The organism is Streptomyces sp. NPDC088553 (assembly GCF_044752965.1).
In the GTDB taxonomy this organism is placed as follows: domain Bacteria; phylum Actinomycetota; class Actinomycetes; order Streptomycetales; family Streptomycetaceae; genus Streptomyces.
Genome location: NZ_JBIVMG010000013.1, coordinates 35,549 through 58,844 on the forward strand (window position 1 = coordinate 35,549; position 23,296 = coordinate 58,844).

Below are 23,296 nucleotides of genomic sequence, written 5' to 3' on the forward strand. Positions count from 1 at the left end.
CCTTCCGGTGTGATCGGCCCGAGCGGTGCCGCTGCCCAGCCCTCGGGTGAGTGCTCGTCATCGTCTCGCATCCTTCCCTGCCCGGCCGGGGCGGCCGTTGCGAAGGAGCAGCGTGCAGACGACCCCCTTGTCCGCGATCTGACCGTGGCCGGTAGCGGACGTGGTCAAGGAGAAACGCGGCGATGGTCGGGGCGGCAGCGGAGGTGGACATGGGGTCGGGGTCGTGGTCGTGGTCGGATCGACCCTGCTGGCCAAGGCAGCCGGGTTTGACCCTTTCAGCGCCGATTAGTCCGATTCGATCCGAGAGGGGGAAGAGTTCTCCCCCGTCCGCGGCCGGACTCTGTCCACAGAGTCGCGGTTCGAGGGTGGCTTCGAGGTCGCCGTGATCAGCGGGGCGGCCCGTATGTGAGGAGCTGTCATGCCGGAGAACACCGTCACCGCGCCGCTCGCCCCGATGGAGCCGGAGGACGTCGCCGACGCCTTCGCCCACATCCGGGCGTTGCAGGCCGGGGACGTCGACACCGCCTGCGCGGTCATCGAGGACACGGGCGGCACGGAGATGCGTCGGCTGCTCCTGGACGTCGCCGCACGCATCGGCATCCCCCCGATTTCACCCCCGGCTCTGAGCGTGACATCTGTCGCCGAATTGGCATCGCTGCTGACGTGATCCGCACTCTTCGCAGGCAAGTTGTCGTCCGGACCGTGCTGCCGGCAGGCGACGCCCACGCCGTGCACGGACACGGCACGGGTCGGCGCGTTCTTGTTCGACGACGGGGTGGGCGTGGGGTGGACGGTGCGTTCGTGATCGATTCCTGGTGTGGGAGAAAGCAGCGTGGGGCGGGTTCTTCTCGTTGTGGCGGGCGGCGTTCTCGGCGTCCGGCAGGGCCGTTGCCCTGGGTTCACGTCATGGAGACGACGACCTTGCCAGCCTTCGCGCGGCCTTTCTCGACGTACTCCATGGCCTGAAGCGTCTCGTCGAAGGGGAAGACCCGGTCGACGACGGGGCGGATCTTCCCGGCGTCGACGAGGGGGGTGAGTTCGCGCAGCTGGTCGCCACTGGCCTTCATGAACAGGAAGGAGTACGTGACACCGAGACGCTTGGCCTGGCGCCGGATCTTGGCGCTGAGCGCGGCGATGCCCAGGCGGAGCACCAGGTTCGAGCCGAGTTCGCGAGCGGTGGCCGGGTCGGGCGGGCCCGCGACGGAGATGGCCAGGCCGCCGGGCTTGAGGATGCGCAGGGACTTGGCGAGGTTCTCGCCGCCGAGGGAGTCCAGGACGAGGTCGTAGCCGGTGAGGAGTTCGGAGAAGTCCTGGGTGCGGTAGTCGATGACCTCGTCCGCGCCGAGGTCCTTGACGAGGTCGATCTTGGCGGTGCTCGCGGTGGCGGCCACGTGCGCGCCCAGCGCCTTGGCCAGTTGGATGGTGATGGATCCCAGGCCGCCGGCGCCCGCGTGGATGAGGACCTTCTGGCCCGGCTGGACGTTCGCCCGCTCGACCAGGGCCTGCCAGGCGGTCAGCGCGACCAGGGGGAGGGAGGCGGCCTCGGTCATGGTGAGCGTGGCGGGCTTGGCCGCCAGGTCGTCCTGGTGGACGGCGAGGAGTTCGGTGAAGGTGCCGATGCGGTCCTTGTCGGGCCGCGCCCAGACCTCGTCGCCCACCGCGAAGCGGGTGACGGACGATCCGACGCGGACGACGGTCCCGGCGAGGTCGTTGCCCAGGACGAGCGGGAGACGGTAGGGCAGGATCTGCTTGAGGTCACCGTCGCGGATCTTCATGTCCAGCGGGTTGACGCTCGCCGCGTCGATCCTGACCAGGACGTCGTCGGCGCCCACCTGGGGGGCGAGTACCTCGGCGGCACGCATGTTGGACGCGTCACCGTATTTCTCGACCACGAAGGCCTTCATCGTCATCTCCGTTCGCATGGTCTCCCGTCCAAGCGGGAGGGGTGTTCTGTTTGTGAGGTTTGTCTCGTTATGAGACGTTTTGTGGTGTCTTCTGGTCCGCGCGCTCCGCGTCGGCGCGGCAGTGGCCAGTGCCTGCGCGGAGAGCCCTGCGGCGGTCGTGCCTCCGGGCTCAGGCCACCGGCACGACCGGGGCGGTGACGCTGCCCGCGTCGCCGCCCTGGAGGCGGCCCAGTGAGCCCGCGACGCCCTCGTGCGGTGCGCCGAGCGGCATGGCGCTGACGTCGTCGAGGCGCGCGTACTGCTCGTCGGTGAGCTGGGCGTCGAGGGCTGCGAGGTAACTGTCGGCGCTGTCGAGGGAGGTGCCGCCGGCCTCGGCGAACCGGTCGAAGATCCGGCGGGCCTCATCGGGCTCGGCGCCGGCGCCCCAGCCGGTGCCGAAGTTCACGGTGCCGAGCGCGTACTCGGAGACTCGCAGTCCGGTCTTGCGGCCGAAGGCCGTGCAACGCAAGAGAAGTCCTTGCGCAAGGGGGCCTGGAAGGCCGTCGTGCCGTGGTGGAGGGGGTGAGCGTCAGCCCGCGTTCGTCTGGGGCGCCGCGGACAGGCTCTGCTTGACGTACCTGCTGGTCTCGTCGGCGAGGATCTCGGGCAGGCCGGTCTCGATGCCGTAAAGGGCCTGGGCCGCGACGTCGGCGGCGGCGACCTTCTGTTCGGCGGGCACGCCGGCGGCCATGTCGGTGTCCATGTAGCCGACGTGCAGCGCCGAGACGGTGATCCCGCGGGGCGCCAGTTCCTCGCGGCTCGCGTCGCTCAGCGCCCAGGCGGCGGCCTTGGAAGCCGCGTAGGAGCCGAGGCCTGCCGGGTGGAACCAGGACAGGGCGGACAGGACGTTGAGTACGGCGCCGCCGCCGTTGCCCTCGATGACGGGAGCGAAGGCCCGTGTGGCGACGAGCGGGCCGAAGAAGTTGGTCTCCATCTCGCGACGTACCTCGTCCAGGTCGCCGCCGACCAGCGTCGCGCCGGTGGAGACGCCCGCGTTGTTGATCAGAAGCGTCGCGTCCGACGCGATGCGGGCGGCCTCCCGTATCGAGTCCTGGTCCGTCACGTCGAGGCGCAGCGGGAGGGCGCCCGGCAGGTCGACCGTCTCGGGACGGCGGGCCGCCGCGTAGACCTTGGCGCCATGCTCCACGAGCTGGGCGGCCAGGTGCCGCCCGAGGCCCCGGTTGGCGCCGGTGACCACCGCGACCGCGTTCTTGAGTTCCATGCTCGCTCCTGTCCTTCGCAGGCGCCGTCGGAGCACCCGCGTCACTTAGATTGCAACCACAATCTAAGCACGTGACTAGAATAGATGCCAATCGACATCCAAACTGGTTCGTGCAGGAGGTGGCCATGGGCCGCGTATCGCAGGCGCAGGCGGAGGAAAATCGCAGGCGGGTGGTGGACACCGCGTCGCGGCTGTTCCGGGAGCAGGGCACCCACGTCAGCGTCGCCGATCTCATGAAGGCGGCCGGCCTCACCCACGGCGCCTTCTACAAGCAGTTCGCCTCCAAGGAAGCCCTCGTCGATGAGGTCACCGCCCACGTCTTCGATGAGATCGCACGGCGCAATGCGGCCGGGCTCGAGCGGCACGACGGGCAGCGGGATGCCGCTCAGCGGGCCCTGATCGACGCCTACCTCTCCGTCGAACACCGTGACAACGCGGCGGACGGCTGCCCGGTCGCGGCTCTCGCCATCGATGTCGCGCGCGGACCCGAAGGCCGCGAGGCGCGCCGTGCCTACGCGGAGGGCGTGGCCGACTTCGCCGCGTTCCTCGGCCCCGCCGAGGCCGTCGGGGGCGGCGAGGGCGGCGAGCGCGTCGGGGCCGCCGAGGGCGGCCTCGCCCGGCTGTGCACCCTGGTCGGTGCTCTGGTCCTGTCCCGGGGCACCCAGGGCTCCCCGCTCTCCGAGGAGATCCTCGCCGCCGCGCACGCGGCCCTGACGGAAGCCGGCTGACCGGGGGCCCGGCATCGGGCGCCGCGCGGCGTGTGTGCACCGGTCGCACCCGCGAGGTGACGTGGGGTCCGAGGTTTCCGTGCTCGCGGCCTGATCGGTCTGGCGTAGTTCCGTGCTCCCTACGGCAGTTTTCGTGCACATGCGGCACCTATCGCGCTCAGGCCCACTATCCCGCCGGGCATCGCCCAGCCCATCGTCCGCTTCACCGAGAACATCCTCACCGAGGAGCACGGCGACGTCGCCGACGTCCTGCGCCAGCATGAGGCCGCGGGAAGGAAGCAGGCGATGGAGGCGCACCCGGCGCACCGCACCACCGCGTAGCCGCACCTGCGGGCCAGCGGTGGTGCGGTGCGGCGATGCCGGTGGACCGCACCACCGCGCCGCGCCACGGTGGTGCGGTCCACCGGCATCGCCGCACCGCACCGGGCGCGCGCCACAGCCAGGCGGGCCCCTCTATCCCCCCGTGACCGCAACCTGATCGCAAGCCGAACCGGCGCTGTCAAGGGGAAACGTCGCGGTAGCAAGCTGGACAAGGGGGTGCAGCGGAGCCGGACAAGGGTCGCGCGGGTCCGGCCGCACCCGGGCAAAAGTCGGCCAGCGGCTGGCGCACCGGTGGGGTGCGGAGCATCGGGTGCGGTGCACCGGCGCGCGTGAGAGTGCCGTGCATCGTCGGAGTGGTGCGGTGCAGGACGGGGTGGCGCCCCATCGCGGTGCGCACCACGGTGGAGTCCACCGTCGTCCGGCGCACTGGAGCGGGCTCCACTCGGTGGAGCCCACTGAGTGGACCCCACTGAGTTGCCGCCAACTTGAAATCGCAGGTCAAAGGGCTGGTGTGGCCGGTTCTTCGGGTGCTCGTGCTGGTCGTGGGCGGTTGCCCGGGGTGTAGATCGTTTGTCGGCGGTCAGCAGTCGGTTCTTGAGGTAGGTCTCGTTATGTCGGCCCCTCGCAGACGGGCGGATGCGCATTTGGGACCATGAGCGGATGTCCGAGGAATCGAACCCGATGTCTAGCCTGTGGCCGCTCGTGCCGCCTGGGGCCACCGACTGGCTGCTGGAGCTGTGCGGCAACGGCCTAACCGGGTTCATGCCTCCGGCGATGCCTGACGCGGTGTGGGTGCTGAACGCGAACCGTGTCCGGAGCGATCCGCAGCCGACGGGACACCTCCATGATCGAGTGGCCCTCGGCGCACTCCAGCACGCTCCGCAACCGCTGAGCCACAGCCTGGGCCGTCGTGCGGCGGCGTAACCACGCAGGCCGACCCGTCGAGAACGGGCGGCGAGGAAGGGGTGAGGATGCCGATGCCCAGCCCGTGACGCACGGCGTTGCACGGCCCACGAAGGTGCCGAACGGCGACCGCTCCTAGGGCGTGTGTCGGAAGTGCTTTAGGTTGGCTGATATGAGTGCGCAGGGGCGGAGTTACCGATACGTCGGACCGGTTGAGCTGAAGGCTGCGGTCCGGCCTGGCAGCGGCGGGTGCCCGATAAGCTCGGCGGCTGACTTCGACGGTTGGATCGCTGAGCGATCAGCAGCGGAGCTGACCGAACCGTTCACCTTCGTGGTCGGCACGGATGGTGTGCTTCGGCTGGCGCCGCGGCGAAGCGAGCACGTGGCCTGCGCTGGCGCGGACATGGTTCTGAGTGCCGGCGAGATCAGCTTCATGCGTGAGGCGGAGCGGTGGACCGTGGGTGAGGTCAGCAACCAGTCCACCGGATACTGCCCGGACGTCACCTCCTGGCCGGCAGTCGCTCACGCTCTGGACGATGTAGAACTTGGGCGGCCCTCCGGCTTCACCCACGAGGTGGTGTTCCGGCGGTGCCCCGACTGCCAGGAGCACAACATCGTGCGCGAGGACGACTTCGTCTGCATCTTCTGCGGCAGCGATCTGCCGGAGACGTGGAACGTGGATCCCACCGTGTGATGGCCAAGGGTCACAGCCACTCGTTGATGGCCGCGACGAGGACAGTCGCCTCGTAGCGGACCGCGAGTTCGTCGTATCGCGTGGCGACGGCGCGGTTCCTCTTGAGGCGGTTGATCCCGCACTCGACCGCGTGACGTTCGCGGTAGTCGACCGGGTCGAAGCGCGGAGGCCGGCCGCCGCGGGAGCCGAGCTTCTGACGGTTGTGGGCCTGGTCGGCCTTGTCCGGGATGGTGCAGCGGATCCCGCGGCGGCGCAGGTAGGCACGGTTCTTGCGAGAGGCGTACGCCTTGTCCGCCCGCACGCGATCGGTCCGGACGCGTGGCCGACCCGGCCCGATGCGGGGCACTCGGACCTTGTTGAGCACGGGTTCGAACTGCGGCGAGTCCCCGTGCTGCCCGGCCGAGATCACGATCGTCATGGGCCTCTGGGCTTGCTCGACGGCCAAGTGCAACTTAGTGGTGAACCCGCCGCGTGAGCGGCCCAGTCCGTGATCATCGGGTTCGGTGAACACACCGCCCGGCGGCTCTTTCTGCAGGTCCCCTTGCTTGCGGGTCCCAGCCGCGTGCTGATGAGCACGACAGACCGTGGAGTCGACACTCAGGTCCCACGTGATCGCACCCTTCGCGTCGGCCAAGGATTGCAGCCGGGTCACAATCCGGTGCCAAGTTCCGGTCCGCTGCCACCGACGGAACAAGTCGTAGGCCCGACCCCACGGCCCGTACTCGACGGGCACATCCCGCCACGGAACACCGGTCCGGATCCGAAACCGTATGCCGTCGATCAACTGCCGCCGGGGCCAGACAGGCGGCCGCCCCGCCTTCGTGCCCTTCGGCAACAACGGCTCCAGCACCGCCCACTGCTCGTCCGTGAGATCTCCCCGACCCATGAACCGTGATCATTCACAGACCAAGATCCACTTTTGATACACGGCCTGGCACCCGATCGCGAAGCGCCTGTGGGGCTCCCTCAAGAAGTCCGGCCAGGCCGATTTTTTCCAGCAATCCGACTGGGCCCTTGCCTACTCGCTGTGCGAAGACCTCTCCTACTACAAGAAGTCGGGGAAGCGGTCGGGCCAGATGCCCCAGACCATCTACTCGACCTTCGAGCGACTCCTCGTTGCCGAGAGCGACCGGCGTCGTGTACGCATCGAACTGCACGAGCCTCAGCCCGAGGAGCAGTAGGCGGCAGTGCTCGCCATCGCCGCCTACAAGAAGGAGCTGGGTCTCCAGTGCAGAGCCCCGCTGGAAAGTTGGGGCTCTCCCCAGCGGGACTCTGATGATCAATCGCGACCGGCCTTCACTTCTTCGAGCACCGCTCGAACAGACTGGATCGCTGTGATCATTTTTTGGGCGAGTGCAGGAACCTGGTCGAAGAGGTGCCCTACAACGGTGAAGCCCCCTACAACCGCAGCAGTTCCCACAGTCACCCAGCCCGCCAGCTCCATGTGGCTCCTTTCAGAGAGGGTTCGGCGAAGGCACCGAGGCAGCCGCCCGCGGCCCCAACCCACGGTCACCGGCCCCAGATCGCCTTATCAGCGCCGACCTCTCTTCACGAACTACACGAATTCTTGGGCGACTTGAGTCTATCCGGACCTGTGGGTCCTGTCCTTCGGTCCTCGGAGGTGAGTCATGGCTGCATCGCCGCTCCCCGCGGGGGAGATTGATGCCCTCGAACCGACCTCCCTCGGCCCGACGTGTCTGAGGGAACCCGACGGTTCTTGGAGGCTTCCCGAGTGCACGCTTGGCTGGCAGATCGCCGGCTAGGCGGCTGAGTTCCTGAAGGCAGAGGACGGCGGTCCCTGGCGTTTCACGCGCGAGCAGCTCCGCTTCGTCCTGTGGGCCGTCCACGATGAGCACGGTGTCCTTGGCGAACCGCTTGCGGGGCTGGAGAGCGAGCATCGGCCCGGAGATGGTCGATGATCCGGTCCGCCGCCGACTTGGACCCCGAACAGCGGAGCGAGCTGCCGCATCGTCAGGTTCGTGCGCCAGTACGTCGCGACCATCGGTGCCCGGTACTCCAGCGGCAGGCTCCATGGCCGGCCCTTGCGGACCGCGTCCGCACCCTCGCGTCGCAGAACCGTCACCAGGTTGGCAAGGCGCGCGGGCTCAGCCCGGTGAACGGGGTTATCCAGGACGGCTCCGACGCCGTGATCACACCAGCCACACCAAGGTCATCCTAGTGCCGTATCAGGCAATGTTCGCCCTGTTCTGATGGGTGGGTTGTCGCCTGGTAGCGTCGCTCTCTTCGGCTGGGGCAGCCTGCTGGAGTCTTGATGGGGTGCACGGTGACTTCTCCAGATGGCGATGTCCTAGCCGCTGCGGTGGCGAGGGTCGCGACGACCTTCGGCGGCATGACGGCCCAAGCGGACGAGACCATGTGCGGCCGGTGCTTCGATGAGGTCGAGGTCGAGCTGTTGCGGACTCCTGACGTCCGTCTCCCGACGGAACTTGTCGGCCGGGTCGCGCAGAAAGATCCTTCCCACTGGGACGACCAGCCCGCGATCATCCGTCGGGTCCTGCCGCAGCTCGTCGTGGTGCTCGCCGAGGGCGCGGTTGAGTCCGCTCTCATGGCTCGTGGACTGGCCGCGGCGGGCTGGTCGCGGTGGCCCCGCGAGCAGGCTGGGGCGGTGGCCGGTTTCCTGGAGGCATGGTGGACACAGGCCCTGCGGACGGAGTCGCCACCGACCCCGGCGTGCGAGGTCTTCGAGAGCTGTGTGACCGCGAGTTCCTCAGTCGCCCCGTGGCTCGCCCGCTGGGAGGCGGAGAGGGGCACGGTCGCCCGCCACCATCTGACTGAGAGCGTCAGCTGGTGGTGGGAGGAGTTGACGTCCGACGACTCGCCGTTCACCTGGTGGTGGGGCACCGCGGCGGAGGAACATGCCGCCTGGCACGAGGTTAAGACATGGCTGGCCGCTCAGACCCAGGTAACCGTGGTGCCGGACGGACTGTGGCCTGACCGGTAGTAGTGACCGCCGACGAGCGCCCGTGCGGATGATCCGCAGCAGCCGCCTTCCCTCGTCGTCATCGATCTCGCGCACGCGTACTCGTTCTGCCACCCCGACGGGGTGACCGTCACACGCCATGCGGCACAGCACCCGGACGGCGCGTCACATCACAACGGGGCAAACGTTGCCTGATCCGGCACTAGTTGCCGACGCTGCCCCATGTCCTCGATCCTGTGTGCTCGGCAAGCAGGGAGGACACATGGGGCTGGTTCTTTTCCCGGGCGACGGGGACAACAGCAGTCCGGATGTCTCCTGGTCCTACAGCGGCTTTGCCGCGTTCCGGCGGCGTCTGGCCGAGGCCGAGGGGTTCGTCCTGTCCGAGATGTGGGGCTTCGGCGGCGAGCGTCCGTGGAGCGAGGTGTCCACCGCTCTGGAGCCACTCCTCGATCATCCGGATGACAGCGGTGACGACCTCTCCCCTGCCGAGTGCGCGTCGGTTCTGGTCCGGCTGGAGGCGATCAGCGACCAGTGGGCGCGGGAGGGCGGGGACCAGCTCCTCCAGCAGCACATCGAGGATGCCCGCCAGCTGGCGGGCATCCTGCGGCTCTGCATCGAGAAGGGCGTCCCGCTGGTCTTCCTCTGAAGCCCACCGACCACGGAACCAGTTACGGGACAACCCTTGAGCTTGTCATTTATGGTCTGGTGTCGAACGGGGCTCGAACTTGGTCGATGCTTTTGCAGCTCAGCGGACATGGCGGTGGCCTTCGTCTGATTCTGTGCTCCGTCACAGAGTTGATCAGCGCGAAGGGCGTGGTCGTGGGTTTCATGCATCAGGGCGCCCTGCGGGATGCGCTCGCGGAAGTGTCACGCTTCCGGTCGGAGTTGTCCGCGTGTCTGACCGCGCGGGGCGACGCCTTGTTCGAGTTGTGCGACGCGCTGTTGTGCGCGGACGGACCGGTGAGGACGCTGGTCGATCTCGCGCTCGCGCCTGAGCATCGTCGTGGTCACGGGGCTCTGTACGGCGGACTCAATCAAGGCCGGATGGATGTCGCCCGGCTGCGTCGGGCCCTGGTCGGGGTGCCGCGGCCGAGGACGGCGGGCGGCAGGCTGGTGCTGGCGGTGGATGTCTCGCCGCAGCTCCGGCCGGACGCCAACACGTGTGCTGACCGGGCCTTCTGCCACGCGTTCGGCCGTGATGAGGGGAAGCACCAGATGGTGCCGGGCTGGCCCTACTCGGTGGTGGCCACACTGGAGACCGGCCGCACGTCCTGGACAGCGGTGCTGGACGCGGTGCGCCTGGAGCCCGGCGTCGACGTCGCCGCGTCACCACGGTCCAGATCTGCGAAATCGTCGAGCGACTCGTCGCTGCGGGCCAGTGGAAGCCGGGTGACCCGGAGGTCCTGGTCGTGCTGGACGCCGGATACGACGCTCCGCGCATCGCCCACCTGCTGGGTGACCTGCCGTCGAGATCCTCGGCCGGCTCCGTTCAGATCGGGTGATGCGGCGTCCTGCACCCTCCCGCAAAGAGTTCGGCCTGGCCAACCCCACGGGCGGCAGGCCGCCCAAGCACGGCGGCAAGTTCGTCTTCGGCGACTCTGCAACCTGGGGTATTGAGCAGGCCGTAACGGCCACGGACACCCGGCTCTACGGGAAGGCGACCGCTCTAGCGTGGGACCGGCTGCACCCACGGCTGACCCGCCCGGCCGCCTGGCTCGACCATGGCGGACCGCTGCCCCTCATCGAGGGCACTGTCATCTGCCTGGCCGTGGAGAGGCTTCCCAGAGGCGGGGTCAACAAGCCGGTATGGCTGTGGTGGTCGGGGGCACCGGCGCCACCAAGGCGGACGTCGACCGCTGCTGGCAGTCCTTCCTGCGACGCTTCGACATCGAGCACACGTTTCGCCTGTTCAAGCAGACCCTTGGCTGGACTCGACCCAAGCTTCGAGAATCCGCCGCGGCCGACCGCGGGACCTGGCTCGTTCTGGCCGCGCATGCTCAGCTCCATCTCGCCCGGCCGCTCGCGCGGGATCTCCGCCGGCCCGGGGAACGACCGGCGAGACCGAACAGACTCACCCCTGCCCGGGTCCGTCGGGGTTCAGGAACCTGCGTGCGAAGACTGGCACGCAGACCGGTGCACCGAAACTCGTACGGCCCGGTCCCGGCCGTCCGCTCGGATCGAAGAATCAGCGGCCCGCCGCCCGCTACGAGGTCGGACGCGTCCTCGCCACAGGCGAGTCCTACACCCGGCCCGCGCACCACAAGGTCGGCACCAAGCCCGGACGAGCCGCAGGCTGAGCAGCCGTGTTACTGCTCTTCGGGAAACGGAGCCCGGACGTACTTGACCCACCTTGGATCGCACGCGCCTGTCTCTTCGAAGTTGCGTTGTGCCTGAACAAGGCTGAGCGATCCGTTTGGGCCTCCTCGGACCACGTCGTCATCGTGCTCGTCCTGGCCGTCGTCCTCCCAGTAACACACCGTGCATGTCTCGTGAGCGCCACGGGCCTCCAGAGTCAGGCAGCCGCAGCAGGGACATGCGTAGGGACCGTTCTCAGGGCCGAGAACGATGTTGAACCACCGGGGAGCTGGGGCGCTGTCTTCACGGGTCACCAGATGACAGATACCAGTACCCGCCGACATCGCGTGACCGCAGCCCCTCGCAACAGCAGCAGAGGTCAAACGACAAGTTGAGGGGAGGTGGCCAGCATCGAGGAGAAGCAGCCGTGGAGCCGCACGAAGAACGAGCGGGCCAACCGCCACCGCCGCCGCAGTAGCAAGGGCGGCCGGCCCACCGGCTTCGACAAGGGACAGGTACGAACGTCGCGACGAGGTTGAGCGGACGATCAACCGCCTCGCGTGTGCGCATCGCTGTGCGGACGACTGTCTGAGCGGCGATTCTTCGCCGCACCCGGGGCAACCGCCTGACGGCTGGTCAGGACTTGGAGCATGAGCGCGACTACGCACAGCAGCGAGCCCAGTCCCCAGATCGTCAGATAGGCGGAGAGCGCCGGGACGTCCGTACCCCTGACGACCAGGGAGCCGAGGACGACGGCCGAGCCCGCGCCCGCGAGGCTGCCGCCCAGCGTCTTGAGGTTGTTGTAGACGGCGGTCGCACTCGCCGTGCGGTCCGGAGTGCTGCGCTCCGCGATCAGGGTGGGCAGGCCGCCCAAGGCCAGGCCCATGCCGAAGCCGGAAACTGCGGAAGCCAGGGCGAACAGCGCCAGCGTGGTGTGGCCGGCGATCAGCCCCACGTTGCCGGCGGCCATCAACGCGAAGGCGAGCAGCAGGACGCGAGGGTAGCCGGTGCGGGCCGCCACTCGGGCCACCATGCTCGCCCCGGCGAAGGCCAGGACGTGGGGCACCGCGCCCCACGCGCTGATCTCCCAGGTCGTGAGCCCGAATCCGTACCCCTCGTCGGCCGGCGACGCGGCAATGTACGAGATGCCGACTGCCTGCCCGCCCAGCATCACGGCGCCGAAGACGAAACCGGAGACGTAGAACGGCGCGGACCGGGGGTGGGCCACCGCCTGGACATCGACCAGGGCGTGCGGCCGGTCCCGTTCGAGCCGGATCCACCAGGCGAGCATGGCCAGGGCGAGCGCGAGGCCGCCCAGGGTGAGCGGCGAAGTCCAGCCCCAGTTCGCGCCGCGCGCCGTGGTGCCGAGGAAGAGCAGCAGCGCGAGGCCGAGCAGGAGTGCTCCTGTCCAGTCCATCCGGCCGGGCGCGCGCGTCCGGGACTCGGGGATCGCGCAGTACGACAGGGCCACACAGGCGCAGGCGATCGCGGCGAGGACGCAGAGCGTCGCCTGGACGCCACCGGTGAGTACGAGCAGGGGGCCCGCGAGGCCGTGGCCGAGGAGCGATCCGAGGGTGAGCGCGCCGACGAGAAGCCCTACGGCCCGCCGCGCGCCGTCGAGGTCGAGCCGGTCCCGTACGAGACCGATCTCCAGCGGCAGCAGCGCTGCCAGCGGACCCATCAGGGCTCGACCCAGCAGCAGTACCGTCAGATTGGGTGCGAGGGCCACCAGGACGGTGCCCGCCGCGACGCAGACCAGCGAGATCCGGACCAGTAGACGATGCCCGTACAGATCACCGAGGCGCCCCAGCACCGGCACCCCCACCGCGGCGGCCAGGAACTGGACCGCCATGTACCACTGCGCCTGCGACGCGCTGATGGACTGCCAGTCCTGCACGGCGGGCACCAGCGCCGGGCCCGACCCCTGGAGGAAGCCACTGACCATCTCGAAGACGACCAGCAGACCCACGACGGCGGTGACCCGGGGCGCCGCCACCTCCTCCGTCCCGCGACGCGGCGCTCTCATGCCGATGCCCCGGCGGCGAGCCGCCGCTGAGCGAGCTCGGCGAGCAGCGCGGCCTGGCGGTGGAGCACCCGGTCGTCGAACATGGCCCGCGGGGAATGGTTCTGCGGCGCCTTCTCCACATTCACGCCCTCGGGCGCCGCGCCGACCAGGAGCATCGCGCCGGGCACCTTGTTCAGCACCAGGGAGAAGTCCTCCGAACCGCTCGCGGGCTGCGGAGCGTGCCACACCTCGCCCGGGCCGAACAGGTCGCGCGCCGTCTGAAGGGCGAACTCCGTCGCGGCCGGCTCGTTGACCGTGACCGGGTAGAGCATCTCGTACTCCACGTCCGCCTCCAGGCCGTGCGCGGCCGCGATCGCGCGCACCAGACGCGGCAGCCCCTGGGCCAGCCGTTCGTGGTTGGCTTCCGAGTAGCTGCGTACGGTCGCCTCGAACTCGGCGGTGTCCGGGATGACGTTGTGCTGCGTGCCGGCGTGCAGCCGTCCGACGGTCACCACCACCGGGTCGAAGATGTCGAAGGTGCGCGTCACCCAGTTCTGCAGCGCGGTCACCATCTCGCAGACCGCGGGCACCGGGTCCTTGGCGTGGTGCGGAGCCGAACCGTGCCCGCCCGCGCCCCGCACCGTCACCCGCAGGACGTCGGATGCCGTCATGACGGTGCCGGGCCGGGAGGCGACCCAGCCGCCCGGCAGCCGGTTGGCCGACACATGGAGCGCGAAGGCGGCGTCGAGGGGCTTGCCCGCCGCGTCCAGGACACCCTCGTCGATCATCGCGCCCGCGCCGTTGTACCCCTCCTCGCCCGGCTGGAACATGAACACCACGTCGCCCTGGAGGCTCTCCCGACGGTCCGCGAGGAGCGTCGCCGCGCCGACGAGTCCGGCGGTGTGCAGATCGTGCCCGCAGCCGTGCATCCGGCCCGGCACCTCGGAGGCGTACTCCACCCCGGTGAGCTCGTCCACCGGCAGTGCGTCCATGTCGCCCCGCAACAGGACCGCCCCGCCGGGACGGCCACCCCGCAGCACGGCCGTGACGGAGGTCAGCTCCCGGCCGAGCGTGACGTCGAGCGGGAGACCGTCGAGCGCGGCGAGGACCTTCTCCTGCGTACGCGGCAGCCGCAGACCGAGCTCCGGCTCGCGGTGGAGCGAGCGGCGGAGCCGCACGAGATCGGGCTGGAGTTCCCTGGCGCGTTCCAGTACGGACATGCGGCGTCAACCTCCTGGTACGGTTCCGGCTTTCGGTGGGGCAAGACTGAAGCGCTCACCGTCCTGTCGGCTCTGAAACGCAGGAAAGACGCAAGGAGCATCGAATGACGCAGGATTCCGCGCGCGGTCAGGTAGGGGCACTCGACGACGTCGACCAGGCCCTGGTGCACGCACTGCAGATCGCCCCGCGGGCCGGGTGGAACGAGATCGGCGCAGTACTCGGCCTGGACGCCGTGACCGTGTCCCGACGCTGGCACCGGCTCACCGAAGCCGGCGCCGCCTGGATCAGCTGCTCACCGTCGCCGACCCTCGCCTCGGCGGGACAGGGGCTGCTCGCCTTCGTCGAGGTGGACTGCGCCGGCGGAAGCCTGCTGGCCGTGGCCCATGCCCTCGCCGAGCTGCCCCACGTCACTGCCGTCGAACACGTCAGCGGAGACCGCGACCTGCTGCTCACCGTGATGGCCCCGGACCTCGCGGCACTCACCCACTGGATGACCCGCGGCATAGGCGCGATGCCGGGCGTTACCGCCAGCCGCACCCACCTCGCCAGCACCGTCTACACAGAGGGCAGCCGCTGGCGGCTGCGCGCCCTCGACCGCGCTCAGATCGCCCGCCTCACCGACACCGACCGCGCCGAGGCACCCGTCTTCCCGCTCACCGACCTGGACCACGCCCTCATCGCCGCCCTTTCCATGAACGGCCGCGCCACCTACCGCGCTCTCGCCGACGCCTGCGGGGCGAGCCCGGACACGGTCCGCCGACGGCTCGGCCGGCTCTTCGCCGCGGGCATGCTCCACACCCGCTGCGAGGTCGCACGCCCCCTGTCGGAGTGGCCGGTCACGGTGATCCAATGGGGGCGCGCGGCCGCCGGGGATCTGGAACGCGTCTCGCGCGGAGTCACCGGCGCCCGGGAGGTACGGCTGTGCGCCGGCGTCACCGGCCGGAACAACGTCCTCATCATCGCCTGGGTGAAGTCCCTCACCGACGTCCAGCGCTTCGAGGTACGACTCGCCCAGCGCGTTCCCGGCCTGGAGATCACCGACCGGGCCGTGGCACTGTGGCCGCTGAAGCTCAGCGGCCATCTCCTCGACGAACAGGGCTACCGCATCGGCGGCGTCCCCCCTGGACGTTCGCACAGCCGGAGCGAGCACCTGGCCCTCAAGGCTGTCCCGTAACTGCTGAGTGAGTGTGATGGCGGTGTCAGTGGGTGAGGGCACACTGACTGCATGCTCGCCTCTCCATCTATCGCAGATAATGCCGCTGGCCCCTCCCTTATCTGGGTGGAGTCGATGGGCGGTCCTCTGATTGTCGTCCCCGTCTCCGCACTGGCCTCCTGGGGCGGGTGCACGGAGGGTGGTCTTATGGCGGGAGACGCCACCGCCCCGGACGACTACGACCGGGCCTGCGCGGTGGACGATCTGGCCGGTGTGATCCCTGTCGACGAGAACGGTGCGCAGGCACTGGTGCTGGCGGACGAGCCGGCGACCAGCTGCTATCTGCCCCAGCACCGAGCGTTCCTGCGGTGGCGCGCCGCCGACTCCGAGGCCGGACTGAGAGCCGCAGCAGACACCGTCCTCGCAGACCCGGCCACGGTGTGGGCGGAGTGCGGCACCTGGGCCTCGGACGGTCCGGCGGTGCTCATGGACTCCGCCGAAGCAGGTTCCGACCTGGGTGTCGAGTACCCCGACGGTGGGATGCCCGCTGAGGCGCCGGTCCCACTGCCGGCCGGCCGCTGGAGGGTCCGCGCCACGCAGACCAAGGTGGACGAGGGGAACTGGGTCGGCCTGGTCCAGCTCCTGCCCGCCGAATCCTGAACGGGGCGCGCTTCGGTCGGGTGTGGTCAGCCGCGGCGCGCAAGGTTGTGCAGATGAGCGATGCCGAACATTGCGTGGTGCACGCCATCGCCCTTGAGGCGGCAGTCGCGCAGGATCTTCCAGGTCTTCATCCGGGCGAAGGCATGCTCGACCCGAGCGCGGACCTTGCGGTGGGAGCTGTTGTGTTTTTCTTTCCAGGCGGGCAGTTCGCCCTGTCCAGGGTCGCGGCGGTGCGGGATGACGAGCCCGGTACCTCGATAGCCGCCGTCGGCGATCACCATGGTGTTCCCGACGGCGGCCTTCGCCCCGGATAGCTCCCATGCCTTGCAGTCGTTGCGGTTGCCGGGCACGGGCCGGCCGACGGAGACGATAAGGCGTGGGTCGGCGTCGATGACGACCTGGTGGTCGGTCGAGTAGCGGTAGTTCTTAGACTTCTCCGCCATGCTGTGGTCCCGTGTCGGCACCAGGGTGCCGTCCACGATCAGCACCGTGTCTCCGCGGAAGCGGCTCCGTGGCCGCAGCGCGAGCAGGGGTCCGAGCTGGCTCACGATCCGGCCCGCGGCCGACTTCGAGATTCCGAACAAGGGGGCCAGCTGCCGCAAGGTCAGGTTCGTCCGCCAGTAGGCGGCAACCAGTAGCACCCGGTCCTCCAGTGGCAGACTCCACGGACGACCCCTGCAGTGCAGACAAGGGATGGTCCTCCACGTCGCAGCACGGTGATCAGGCTTCCGAACTGCTTCGGACTCAACCCGGAGTACGGCGCTATCCATTGACGGCTCCGACGCCGTGATCACAGCCCCCACATGAAGATCATCTCAGTGGTGGTCCTGGCGTTCCTGCACAGTCCAGACCTACGGGCTCTGGACCTGCCGACCGAGGTCAGTAGAGCCAGCGGTCCAGGTGTGCTGGCCAGAGAAACCCCTCCTAGCCGTTGAAGGCCGCCGGGTCGATCTCCTTCAGCTCCTCTGCCAGCCGGTTCAGCTCAGCGCAGGCCCGCTCTTCCTCCTCTTCGGAGAGGTACTCCTCGGGGCCGTCCGGCTCGCTGAGAAGCTCTGAAGCTGTGACCCGACTGCCGTAACGGTGAAGGACGTTGAGCCACGCGTCGACACCTGAGTTGGCGAACCATGCCTCCCCATCCGGCATGACGAAGTAGACCGCCCCGGTTTCCGGCTCGACGCCGAACGATGACCGCTCGGCCTGATCATCGGGGTCCGCCTGCTCGGTGAGACGGTAGAGCGGGCCTCGGGATGTGAGCAGGACCGGCTCAGCCTCGCTCTGCATCACGACTCGTTCGATGAGGCGCGGAGCCAGCGGGATGCCAACCTCGACGAGCTGCGTCTTCGCGAAGCCAGAGATCCGCCAGCCAGCCACATCGCCCCGTCCGGCTTGCGTGACATGCCCCAGACCGGCCCATTCGGTCAGCTGGTCGTACGTCGCCATCGAAGGACCCTCTTCCGTCGGCTGGGGTCCTGACCCTATCGAGCCGGCCTCAGTCACGGCACGGCCGTACTTTCGGGACAGCCCCCCCCATCCGCTGGACGGGTCCGGCGGAGTAGGTGGCGCTCAACGCGGCCCCGGCCACCGTGGTCGCACCGAAAACGATCAGGCAGGACAAGCGCGGCTACGTCTACCTCGGCACCGTCACCACGGCAGCCTTGACCATCTGGCTTCGAACTTGATCGTCCGGACAAGTCCCAGACCCACCGACGTAGCCCGCCGCCCGGGGCACGCGCCTGCCGCCACTGCGACCGCCGGGGCGGCGCAACCCACCGACGGGCGACTTAGAGACCATCTCAATTGGTCCGGTCGCGCGCTTGAATGAGGGTGGCATTGAAGGAGGCGTCTGCCACATGATCGCGCTATGACGAGTCCTGCCGACTTCCGGGACCAGACCAACTGGTCCAACGGTTTCTACGAGCTGGCCATAGAGGTCGGGTCGAGTGATGATGTCAAGATTCAAGCCGTCCTGAGTGCTCTGTGGTCCGCCGCAGACGTTCACGGATGCTTCGGGCGGAGAGACCGTGAACCTGAGGAGCAGGATCCCGTGCCGTGCACAGTTGGATCGCTGACGGAGTTCGGGCATCTCCACGGTCAGGTCCGCCTTCCGACGGGCCAACTGGTCGTCTGCGGTTGTGTGGTGATCCGGGGCGGTGACGAAAGCAGTGACTGGCTGGACTTTTACGTTCCCGTCGGTGCGCTGGATCAGGCAAAACTTGCCTACTGGGACGGTCGACCGTTCTTCAGGTCAGACGTGCTGGACGAATGGCTGGCGGCCATCGGGACCGAAACCTTCAAGAGCGCCTCCTATGACCTGGGGGTCATCGGTTTTGAGGTCTCCGGTTGCACCGACGCATCGGCGCTGGGGGGAGCGCTGCCGCAGACACGTGACATCGGATACCTGCTTCCACAAGGCGATGTCCTGCACTATGGCGCCGCCAACACCTGAGCCTTGTCGCTTCGGGTAGGCATGAGCCGGCGGTAGCAGATGAGAGTGAAGGCGAGGAAGTGGTCGGCTTTACGTTCGTAGCGTCTGTGGAGGCGTCGGCAGCCGGCGAGCCGGGCCATGGTTCGCTCGATGGTCCAGCGATGACGGCCCAGCCGCTGTGAGGACTCGACGCCCTTGCGAGCGATGCGGTGCGTGATGTCGCGCTCGCGTAACCATCGCCGCAGGTGGGAGTAGTCGTAGCCTTTATCGCCGCGGAGCTTGCCCGGCTTGCGTCGCCGGGGCCCGCGGCCGGAGCGGATCGGCGGTATGCCCTTCACCAGTGGGATCAGGGCGTGACTGTCGTGCAGGTTCGCCGCCGAGATCCCGACAGAGATGGGCAGACCTGTCCGCTCAGTGATCAAGTGAATCTTCGACCCGTACTTGCCCCGGTCCACAGAATTCGGACCTGTCAGAGAAACGCCGGTGGGCTGTCGCTCCCGACGGCCCGAACGACTCAGACGGCAACTGCTGCCACGTGCAGCCCGATGTGGCCACGAACAGCGATCGCGGCCAACGCCTCTCGGTCGCCATGCCGGCGTCGGCCACCGCCCTAGGGGCGCGATGGAGCCTCCGGCACCACTCGCTGGAACAGCTCCCACAGCTCGTCCGGCACCAGCCGTTCAACAATCCCCACCGCGGCCAGCAGCCTACCGAACTGGCCAAATGAGATGACCTCTTAGACGTACTGTGTAAGTCTGGATCGCATGTCTAATATGAGGGAGGGTCGGGTATCCCTCGGACCGCGAGCCCCAGCAACAGACAGCATGTCGAGCGAGGAGAAGCCGGGACCGCCCATGAACGCCGAACAGCACTCAGCCCTCACCGCCCCCGACCTCTACGACCGGTCCGGAAAGCACTACAGCTTGGACGACCCCCGCTGGCGAGGCGAGGACGGCAGCCCCCTCGCCGTCAGTGCACTGCCGGGCCTGCGTCCCGAACAGATCGACATCGCCGAGCGGTCGCTGTGGCGCTACCACGCTGCCCTGCCCGTCCCGGCCGCACGGCGGGTGAGCCTCGGCGAAGGGTGTACGCCGATGATTCCGGTGGAATGGGGCGGCCGACGCGTCCACTTCAAGCTGGAGTGGTTCAACCCGACCTCCAGCTTCAAGGACCGGGGCGTTTCGGTGATGATGTCCCACCTCGCGGCGCACGGCGCCGACCGCGTACTCGAGGACAGTTCGGGCAACGGAGGCTCCGCGGTGGCCGCCTACGCCGCCGCCGCCGGCATCCGCGCCAAGATCATCGTTCCCGCCGCCACCTCACCGGCCAAGATCCTCCAGGCCCGCGCCTACGGAGCCGAGATCGAGCTCGTGGACGGCACCCGCGAGGAGGTCTCCGACGAGGCGATCCGGCAGTCCGAGCAGCTCCCCTATGCAAGCCACAACTGGCACCCCATGTTCATCCAGGGAACCAAGACCATCGCCTACGAGATGTGGGAGTCCCTCCACTTCACCGCGCCCGACAACGTGGTCCTTGTTGCCGGATCCGGCAGCAACATCATCGGGTGCGACCTCGCGTTCGGCGAACTGCTCGGCGCCGGTCAGATCGACAGGCGCCCGCGCCTCTTCGTCGGACAGCCCGAACACTGGGCGACCATCGCCGACACGTTCAACGGCATCGACCCGGCCACCCGCGGCGGGCGGATCCCGACGATCGCCGAGGGCGCGTCCATCGCCCACCCGGTCCGGCTGCCCGAGGCAGTGGAGGCCATCCGCCGCTCCGACGGCGCCGCCTACGCCGTCCCCGAAGCGGAGATCCACACCGCGGTCCGTGCACTGAGCGCCCGGGGCTTGTACGCCGAACCGACCAGCAGCGTCGCCGCGGCGGCCCTCGATCACTTCATCGCGACCGGAGAGATCGCCCCGGACGAGACGACCGTCGTTGTCCTCACCGGCGCAGGGCTGAAGTCCGCCGAGAAGATGGCCGCGGTGTTCCCCGGGCGCGATGACAGTGCTCAGGAAGCGAGCAGCACTCGATGACACACCCCACCGACCGCCGAGCCAACGGACACGGCGACCAGCCCTCCGCACCGGAAGACGGACGCCACCCAACGGATGACGACCACCTCGTACGAGAAGTCGAGCGCATCGCCGTCGCCGTCGGGCGCATGTTCCCAGGTCTGTGCGAGGTCGTCCTGCACGATCTGCGCCGACCCGACAACGCCATCCGCGCGATCGAGAACAACCTGTCCGGACGGCAGATCGGCGACTCCGCGACCGAGCTGGGCCTGCGCCGCATCGCGGACCCCGACTACCCCGGCGTCATCCAGAACTACAGCAATCAGTTCCCCGACGGACGCCCGGCCAAGAGCACCTCGATCGGCATCAAGAACGCCGAGGGGCGCTACGTCGCGGCCCTGTGCCTGAACCTGGACGTCAGCACACTGTCCCCGCTGGCACTGGCCCTCGCCAGCCTCGTCGCCACCGATGTCGAACACCAAGGTGAGGCCCTGGAGACACTGCGCGACCGCGCCGGACGCGAACTCCGCTCGGCCATCGACTCCTTCGCGGCGCAGTGCTCCAGCACCCCGCGTGGCCTCAACCGTGACCAGAAACGCGACCTGGTGCGGCAGTTGCATCGCGAGGGCTTCTTCGAGACCCGCAGCTCCGCGCAACTCATCGCCGACCAGCTCGGCGTCTCCCGGGCGACCGTCTACAACTACACGAAGTAGCCGAACCGAGAGCGACCCAAGAACCGGCCGGTGGGTGCGGGCGCCGGCCGCATGCTGATGCGCGCGGACGATGGTGGCGTCGACCGAGGTCTCCCCGTCGATCCCGCCTGCGGCGTCGCTCCGGCCGCAACTGGACCCGTTGAAGCAGACGTTCCCAGGTTCGTCGGCCGACCACAGGCGGTGACGTCCGTAGACCGTCCTCCACGGCCCGACCCGTTCGGGCAGATCACCCCGCCCCATGAAACTCACAGACCGAGGTGAGGTGCGCGTTGACGGCCTGGCCCGGACCACTTGCCGGTCAGAAGTTCAGCGGTACGCCGTTGACGCTGATCGGGGGCTCGGGGAGTGTGACGTCAGGTTGAGTGCTCGAGCATCCTCTGAATGGTTTCGCGGACCGAGTCGTCTGTCTCGTGCGCGAGGCGTCGACTAAGGGCTTCTCGTCGCCGGGTAGGCAGCTGTCGTCCCTGTTGTGTGTTCGTCGCCATGAGCACAGCAGCGAGGGATCGGACATCGGTGACCGGATCGGCGAGCGCCGTGGTCAGCAGATCTCGGCCGTGTTCTCCCTGGGCGGCGAGGGCGCGAAGGATCGTTCCTCTCACGGCCGGGTGAGTTTCCGCGGTCAGGGCCCGAACGAGCGTGCTGGGCAAGGTGGCGCTCGGGGCTGGGTAGGTGATGAACGTGTAGGCGGCTGCTCGCCGCCTTGTCGGGAGTTCGTCGTCCAGGAGCGTCGCCAGGAGTTGGTCCTCGTCGCCGGCCATCTGGTCGGCGAACCAGTTGAGGTCCCGGTGTCCTGTCAGAACGAAGTCGAGCCACCGCTCGTACCAAGACAGGAAGTCAGAATCGGCGTAGAACCGTGGAGCGAAGAATCCCTCGGCGTTGACTTCCACCAGTCGCCCGCGTCCGGGTCCTGTGACGACAAGCAGCGTGAAGTCGCTGCAGCCCCGGTAAACAACTGTGATGGTGCCGGGGAAGGAGCCCGCGAGGTCGCCCCGGTCATCGGGACCTGTGGGGACATCGACGTCGGGAGCGATGGGGAACGGTTCGGCGGGCTGTCCCATGCCAGCACGCCCGACCCATTGCTCCATAGGCAGCAACCCGTAGGTGGGACCGTATCCGCCGTGGCCGATTCGGGTGAGGAACTGGCGAAACTCCTCAGGCAGTCGAACGTCGTGGGTGTGCTCGAAGTCCGAGATCTGGGTCTCGGTGAGCACGGGGCCGAGTACGGCCCTATCCGCAGTCGGCAGTGCGGCGAGTTTGGCTTGGATCCGGGTGATCCTGGCGTCCACCGGTACGTCTTCTCATGTCGGGAGGTCGTTCGAGCCGCGAGCATAACCCACGGTCGGGCCGCCGGGCTGTCGTCAGCCTGCGTCGAACATGGCCACTGTGCCCCTGTGTCATCACTGTCAGCGGCACTTCGCCGCTGTACCGGATAGCGCGCCGCTCACACAACGGACTCGGCGTACATCACCCAGTCGCAGACGTCAGCGGCAACCTTTCCGAGGTGCAGACAACGCATGGTTCCGCTCGGCGAGGCCTGGGACTCCGGAGCGAGCGCATGGACGGCCGCGCGGCGCGAGGCGTACGCGAACGACCAGGCCGCGTCGACCTCGCTCGCCGCTGTCACGGCGCGGACGAACCGGTCGAAGCCCGACCAGGAACTACGCCGCGCAGCCCCGGTGACCCGGGCCTCAGGCCGCAGCCGCGTTGTAGTCGCCAGGGCTGTCGAGAACCAGAGGCTGGCTTCCGCCGGCTACATCGGGTCGTACCCGCGTGTCCGCAGCGTCCCGACATACGCGAGGCAGTCCCCGCCCAGCGCGACCGCGAGGTGCTGCGCCTGAACGTCACGCTCCTCTACGGATGGCCAGCCACCGCCACCACGTACGAGCACGTCGAGCAGTCGCTCCGCTCGCGCTACTGCACGATCGTCTGGCACCGCACCCGTGCGTCGGGCACGCTCGTCGACCTGGTCCCCGCCGACTCGATGCCGTGCCCGGCCGGCGTCGCGCTCTACCGGACGGGCCCGGGACGCGTCGCGCGCCCGGGCCCGTCCCGTA

20 protein-coding genes and 7 pseudogenes are annotated in these 23,296 nt (G+C 68.7%); 13 read left to right on the forward strand and 14 right to left on the reverse strand.

Annotation, left to right across the window (positions count from 1 at the left end; translation table 11 throughout):
• Nucleotides 1–418 precede the first annotated feature (418 nt).
• Nucleotides 419–667 (forward strand): hypothetical protein, encoded by a 249-nt coding sequence (locus tag ACIP8Z_RS33435; RefSeq protein ID WP_402090111.1) that lies wholly within the window; start codon nucleotides 419–421, stop codon nucleotides 665–667.
• Between the two features lie 232 nt (nucleotides 668–899).
• Here the strand turns inward: ACIP8Z_RS33435 and ACIP8Z_RS33440 are convergent, their stop codons facing one another.
• From ACIP8Z_RS33440 to ACIP8Z_RS33450, 3 genes are all read right to left on the reverse strand, one after another.
• Complete coding sequence (locus ACIP8Z_RS33440; protein WP_402090375.1) at nucleotides 900–1,904, reverse strand: NADP-dependent oxidoreductase; 1,005 nt, start codon at nucleotides 1,902–1,904, stop codon at nucleotides 900–902.
• 169 nt (nucleotides 1,905–2,073) lie between these two features.
• Nucleotides 2,074–2,412 carry a hypothetical protein gene (locus ACIP8Z_RS33445; protein ID WP_402090113.1) on the reverse strand — a complete coding sequence of 113 codons (339 nt, stop codon included), beginning with the start codon at nucleotides 2,410–2,412 and terminating at the stop codon, nucleotides 2,074–2,076.
• A gap of 60 nt (nucleotides 2,413–2,472) precedes the next feature.
• On the reverse strand, nucleotides 2,473–3,165 hold the full coding sequence (locus tag ACIP8Z_RS33450; protein ID WP_402090115.1) for an SDR family oxidoreductase: 693 nt from the start codon (nucleotides 3,163–3,165) through the stop codon (nucleotides 2,473–2,475).
• A gap of 125 nt (nucleotides 3,166–3,290) precedes the next feature.
• On the opposite strand from ACIP8Z_RS33450, the gene ACIP8Z_RS33455 reads away from it, so the two are divergent.
• Complete coding sequence (locus ACIP8Z_RS33455; protein ID WP_402090117.1) at nucleotides 3,291–3,893, forward strand: TetR/AcrR family transcriptional regulator; 603 nt, start codon at nucleotides 3,291–3,293, stop codon at nucleotides 3,891–3,893.
• A 1,396-nt stretch (nucleotides 3,894–5,289) separates the two neighbouring features.
• Nucleotides 5,290–5,811 (forward strand): hypothetical protein, encoded by a 522-nt coding sequence (locus ACIP8Z_RS33460; RefSeq protein WP_402090119.1) that lies wholly within the window; start codon nucleotides 5,290–5,292, stop codon nucleotides 5,809–5,811.
• 10 nt (nucleotides 5,812–5,821) lie between these two features.
• Here ACIP8Z_RS33460 and ACIP8Z_RS33465 read toward each other — a convergent pair whose 3' ends face one another.
• The 3 genes and pseudogenes from ACIP8Z_RS33465 to ACIP8Z_RS33475 all read right to left on the reverse strand — a co-directional run.
• Nucleotides 5,822–6,697, reverse strand: a complete 876-nt coding sequence (locus tag ACIP8Z_RS33465) for an IS5 family transposase (protein WP_402090121.1) — start codon at nucleotides 6,695–6,697, stop codon at nucleotides 5,822–5,824.
• 393 nt (nucleotides 6,698–7,090) lie between these two features.
• Nucleotides 7,091–7,255, reverse strand: coding sequence for a hypothetical protein (locus ACIP8Z_RS33470; RefSeq protein WP_402090123.1), 165 nt, complete (start codon nucleotides 7,253–7,255; stop codon nucleotides 7,091–7,093).
• Between the two features lie 394 nt (nucleotides 7,256–7,649).
• Nucleotides 7,650–7,974 (reverse strand): annotated as a pseudogene (locus tag ACIP8Z_RS33475) (transposase family protein); the annotation flags it as partial.
• A gap of 187 nt (nucleotides 7,975–8,161) precedes the next feature.
• On the opposite strand from ACIP8Z_RS33475, the gene ACIP8Z_RS33480 reads away from it, so the two are divergent.
• The 3 genes and pseudogenes from ACIP8Z_RS33480 to ACIP8Z_RS33490 all read left to right on the forward strand — a co-directional run bounded on the left by ACIP8Z_RS33480 (nucleotide 8,162) and on the right by ACIP8Z_RS33490 (nucleotide 11,049).
• Nucleotides 8,162–8,773 carry a hypothetical protein gene (locus ACIP8Z_RS33480; RefSeq protein WP_402090125.1) on the forward strand — a complete coding sequence of 204 codons (612 nt, stop codon included), beginning with the start codon at nucleotides 8,162–8,164 and terminating at the stop codon, nucleotides 8,771–8,773.
• 241 nt (nucleotides 8,774–9,014) lie between these two features.
• A complete protein-coding gene (locus ACIP8Z_RS33485) occupies nucleotides 9,015–9,398 on the forward strand; it encodes a hypothetical protein (RefSeq protein WP_402090127.1) in 384 nt (127 codons plus the stop codon).
• 182 nt (nucleotides 9,399–9,580) lie between these two features.
• Nucleotides 9,581–11,049, forward strand: a pseudogene (locus ACIP8Z_RS33490) (NF041680 family putative transposase).
• 9 nt (nucleotides 11,050–11,058) lie between these two features.
• Here ACIP8Z_RS33490 and ACIP8Z_RS33495 read toward each other — a convergent pair.
• Entirely contained in the window at nucleotides 11,059–11,391 is a 333-nt protein-coding gene (locus tag ACIP8Z_RS33495; RefSeq protein ID WP_402090129.1) for a CPCC family cysteine-rich protein, read from the reverse strand.
• A gap of 96 nt (nucleotides 11,392–11,487) precedes the next feature.
• Between ACIP8Z_RS33495 and ACIP8Z_RS33500 the strand changes: the two are divergent.
• Nucleotides 11,488–11,605 (forward strand): annotated as a pseudogene (locus ACIP8Z_RS33500) (IS5/IS1182 family transposase); the annotation flags it as partial.
• Here the strand turns inward: ACIP8Z_RS33500 and ACIP8Z_RS33505 are convergent.
• Both ACIP8Z_RS33505 and ACIP8Z_RS33510 read right to left on the reverse strand, forming a co-directional pair.
• Nucleotides 11,595–13,073, reverse strand: coding sequence for an MFS transporter (locus ACIP8Z_RS33505; RefSeq protein ID WP_402090131.1), 1,479 nt, complete (start codon nucleotides 13,071–13,073; stop codon nucleotides 11,595–11,597). The pseudogene ACIP8Z_RS33500 and the gene ACIP8Z_RS33505 overlap by 11 nt on opposite strands.
• Nucleotides 13,070–14,272, reverse strand: a complete 1,203-nt coding sequence (locus ACIP8Z_RS33510; RefSeq protein ID WP_402090133.1) for a M20 family metallopeptidase — start codon at nucleotides 14,270–14,272, stop codon at nucleotides 13,070–13,072. The genes ACIP8Z_RS33505 and ACIP8Z_RS33510 overlap by 4 nt, the downstream gene beginning before the upstream one ends.
• A gap of 104 nt (nucleotides 14,273–14,376) precedes the next feature.
• Between ACIP8Z_RS33510 and ACIP8Z_RS33515 the strand changes: the two genes are divergently transcribed.
• Entirely contained in the window at nucleotides 14,377–15,447 is a 1,071-nt protein-coding gene (locus tag ACIP8Z_RS33515; protein ID WP_402090135.1) for an Lrp/AsnC family transcriptional regulator, read from the forward strand.
• A gap of 114 nt (nucleotides 15,448–15,561) precedes the next feature.
• Nucleotides 15,562–16,086, forward strand: coding sequence for an Imm21 family immunity protein (locus ACIP8Z_RS33520; RefSeq protein ID WP_402090137.1), 525 nt, complete (start codon nucleotides 15,562–15,564; stop codon nucleotides 16,084–16,086).
• Nucleotides 16,087–16,112: 26 nt separating this feature from the next.
• Here ACIP8Z_RS33520 and ACIP8Z_RS33525 read toward each other — a convergent pair.
• Nucleotides 16,113–16,889 (reverse strand): annotated as a pseudogene (locus tag ACIP8Z_RS33525) (transposase).
• A gap of 121 nt (nucleotides 16,890–17,010) precedes the next feature.
• Nucleotides 17,011–17,526: an SUKH-4 family immunity protein gene (locus tag ACIP8Z_RS33530; RefSeq protein ID WP_402090139.1), complete on the reverse strand. Its 516-nt coding sequence runs from the start codon at nucleotides 17,524–17,526 to the stop codon at nucleotides 17,011–17,013.
• A 421-nt stretch (nucleotides 17,527–17,947) separates the two neighbouring features.
• Here ACIP8Z_RS33530 and ACIP8Z_RS33535 point away from each other — a divergent pair, with 421 nt between their 5' ends.
• Nucleotides 17,948–18,532 (forward strand): hypothetical protein, encoded by a 585-nt coding sequence (locus ACIP8Z_RS33535; RefSeq protein WP_402090141.1) that lies wholly within the window; start codon nucleotides 17,948–17,950, stop codon nucleotides 18,530–18,532.
• On the opposite strand, the pseudogene ACIP8Z_RS33540 reads toward ACIP8Z_RS33535, so the two are convergent.
• Nucleotides 18,511–19,199: pseudogene (locus ACIP8Z_RS33540) on the reverse strand (IS5 family transposase). The gene ACIP8Z_RS33535 and the pseudogene ACIP8Z_RS33540 sit on opposite strands and share 22 nt — an antisense overlap.
• Before the next feature lie 166 nt (nucleotides 19,200–19,365).
• On the opposite strand from ACIP8Z_RS33540, the gene ACIP8Z_RS33545 reads away from it, so the two are divergent.
• Both ACIP8Z_RS33545 and ACIP8Z_RS33550 read left to right on the forward strand, forming a co-directional pair.
• Nucleotides 19,366–20,550: a pyridoxal-phosphate dependent enzyme gene (locus ACIP8Z_RS33545; protein ID WP_402090143.1), complete on the forward strand. Its 1,185-nt coding sequence runs from the start codon at nucleotides 19,366–19,368 to the stop codon at nucleotides 20,548–20,550.
• A complete protein-coding gene (locus tag ACIP8Z_RS33550; RefSeq protein WP_402090145.1) occupies nucleotides 20,547–21,242 on the forward strand; it encodes a transcriptional regulator in 696 nt (231 codons plus the stop codon). The genes ACIP8Z_RS33545 and ACIP8Z_RS33550 overlap by 4 nt, the downstream gene beginning before the upstream one ends.
• A 36-nt stretch (nucleotides 21,243–21,278) precedes the next feature.
• On the opposite strand, the pseudogene ACIP8Z_RS33555 reads toward ACIP8Z_RS33550, so the two are convergent.
• Nucleotides 21,279–21,470, reverse strand: a pseudogene (locus ACIP8Z_RS33555) (IS5/IS1182 family transposase); the annotation flags it as partial.
• 125 nt (nucleotides 21,471–21,595) lie between these two features.
• Nucleotides 21,596–22,528, reverse strand: a complete 933-nt coding sequence (locus ACIP8Z_RS33560; protein WP_402090147.1) for an SMI1/KNR4 family protein — start codon at nucleotides 22,526–22,528, stop codon at nucleotides 21,596–21,598.
• 228 nt (nucleotides 22,529–22,756) lie between these two features.
• On the opposite strand from ACIP8Z_RS33560, the pseudogene ACIP8Z_RS33565 reads away from it, so the two are divergent.
• Nucleotides 22,757–22,900 (forward strand): annotated as a pseudogene (locus ACIP8Z_RS33565) (HNH endonuclease); the annotation flags it as partial.
• Nucleotides 22,901–23,296: the final 396 nt, after the last annotated feature.

Coding starts and splice junctions, on each gene's coding strand:
- ACIP8Z_RS33535 (WP_402090141.1), top strand. CDS start 17,948: ATGACGAGTCCTGCCGACTTCCGGGACCAGACCAACTGGTCCAACGGT.
- ACIP8Z_RS33435 (WP_402090111.1), top strand. CDS start 419: ATGCCGGAGAACACCGTCACCGCGCCGCTCGCCCCGATGGAGCCGGAG.
- ACIP8Z_RS33480 (WP_402090125.1), top strand. CDS start 8,162: ATGACGGCCCAAGCGGACGAGACCATGTGCGGCCGGTGCTTCGATGAG.
- ACIP8Z_RS33505 (WP_402090131.1), bottom strand. CDS start 13,073: ATGAGAGCGCCGCGTCGCGGGACGGAGGAGGTGGCGGCGCCCCGGGTC.
- ACIP8Z_RS33465 (WP_402090121.1), bottom strand. CDS start 6,697: ATGGGTCGGGGAGATCTCACGGACGAGCAGTGGGCGGTGCTGGAGCCG.
- ACIP8Z_RS33450 (WP_402090115.1), bottom strand. CDS start 3,165: ATGGAACTCAAGAACGCGGTCGCGGTGGTCACCGGCGCCAACCGGGGC.
- ACIP8Z_RS33515 (WP_402090135.1), top strand. CDS start 14,377: ATGACGCAGGATTCCGCGCGCGGTCAGGTAGGGGCACTCGACGACGTC.
- ACIP8Z_RS33440 (WP_402090375.1), bottom strand. CDS start 1,904: ATGAAGGCCTTCGTGGTCGAGAAATACGGTGACGCGTCCAACATGCGT.
- ACIP8Z_RS33455 (WP_402090117.1), top strand. CDS start 3,291: ATGGGCCGCGTATCGCAGGCGCAGGCGGAGGAAAATCGCAGGCGGGTG.
- ACIP8Z_RS33495 (WP_402090129.1), bottom strand. CDS start 11,391: ATGTCGGCGGGTACTGGTATCTGTCATCTGGTGACCCGTGAAGACAGC.
- ACIP8Z_RS33550 (WP_402090145.1), top strand. CDS start 20,547: ATGACACACCCCACCGACCGCCGAGCCAACGGACACGGCGACCAGCCC.
- ACIP8Z_RS33470 (WP_402090123.1), bottom strand. CDS start 7,255: ATGGAGCTGGCGGGCTGGGTGACTGTGGGAACTGCTGCGGTTGTAGGG.
- ACIP8Z_RS33485 (WP_402090127.1), top strand. CDS start 9,015: ATGGGGCTGGTTCTTTTCCCGGGCGACGGGGACAACAGCAGTCCGGAT.
- ACIP8Z_RS33460 (WP_402090119.1), top strand. CDS start 5,290: ATGAGTGCGCAGGGGCGGAGTTACCGATACGTCGGACCGGTTGAGCTG.
- ACIP8Z_RS33510 (WP_402090133.1), bottom strand. CDS start 14,272: ATGTCCGTACTGGAACGCGCCAGGGAACTCCAGCCCGATCTCGTGCGG.
- ACIP8Z_RS33520 (WP_402090137.1), top strand. CDS start 15,562: ATGGGCGGTCCTCTGATTGTCGTCCCCGTCTCCGCACTGGCCTCCTGG.
- ACIP8Z_RS33530 (WP_402090139.1), bottom strand. CDS start 17,526: ATGGCGACGTACGACCAGCTGACCGAATGGGCCGGTCTGGGGCATGTC.
- ACIP8Z_RS33545 (WP_402090143.1), top strand. CDS start 19,366: ATGAACGCCGAACAGCACTCAGCCCTCACCGCCCCCGACCTCTACGAC.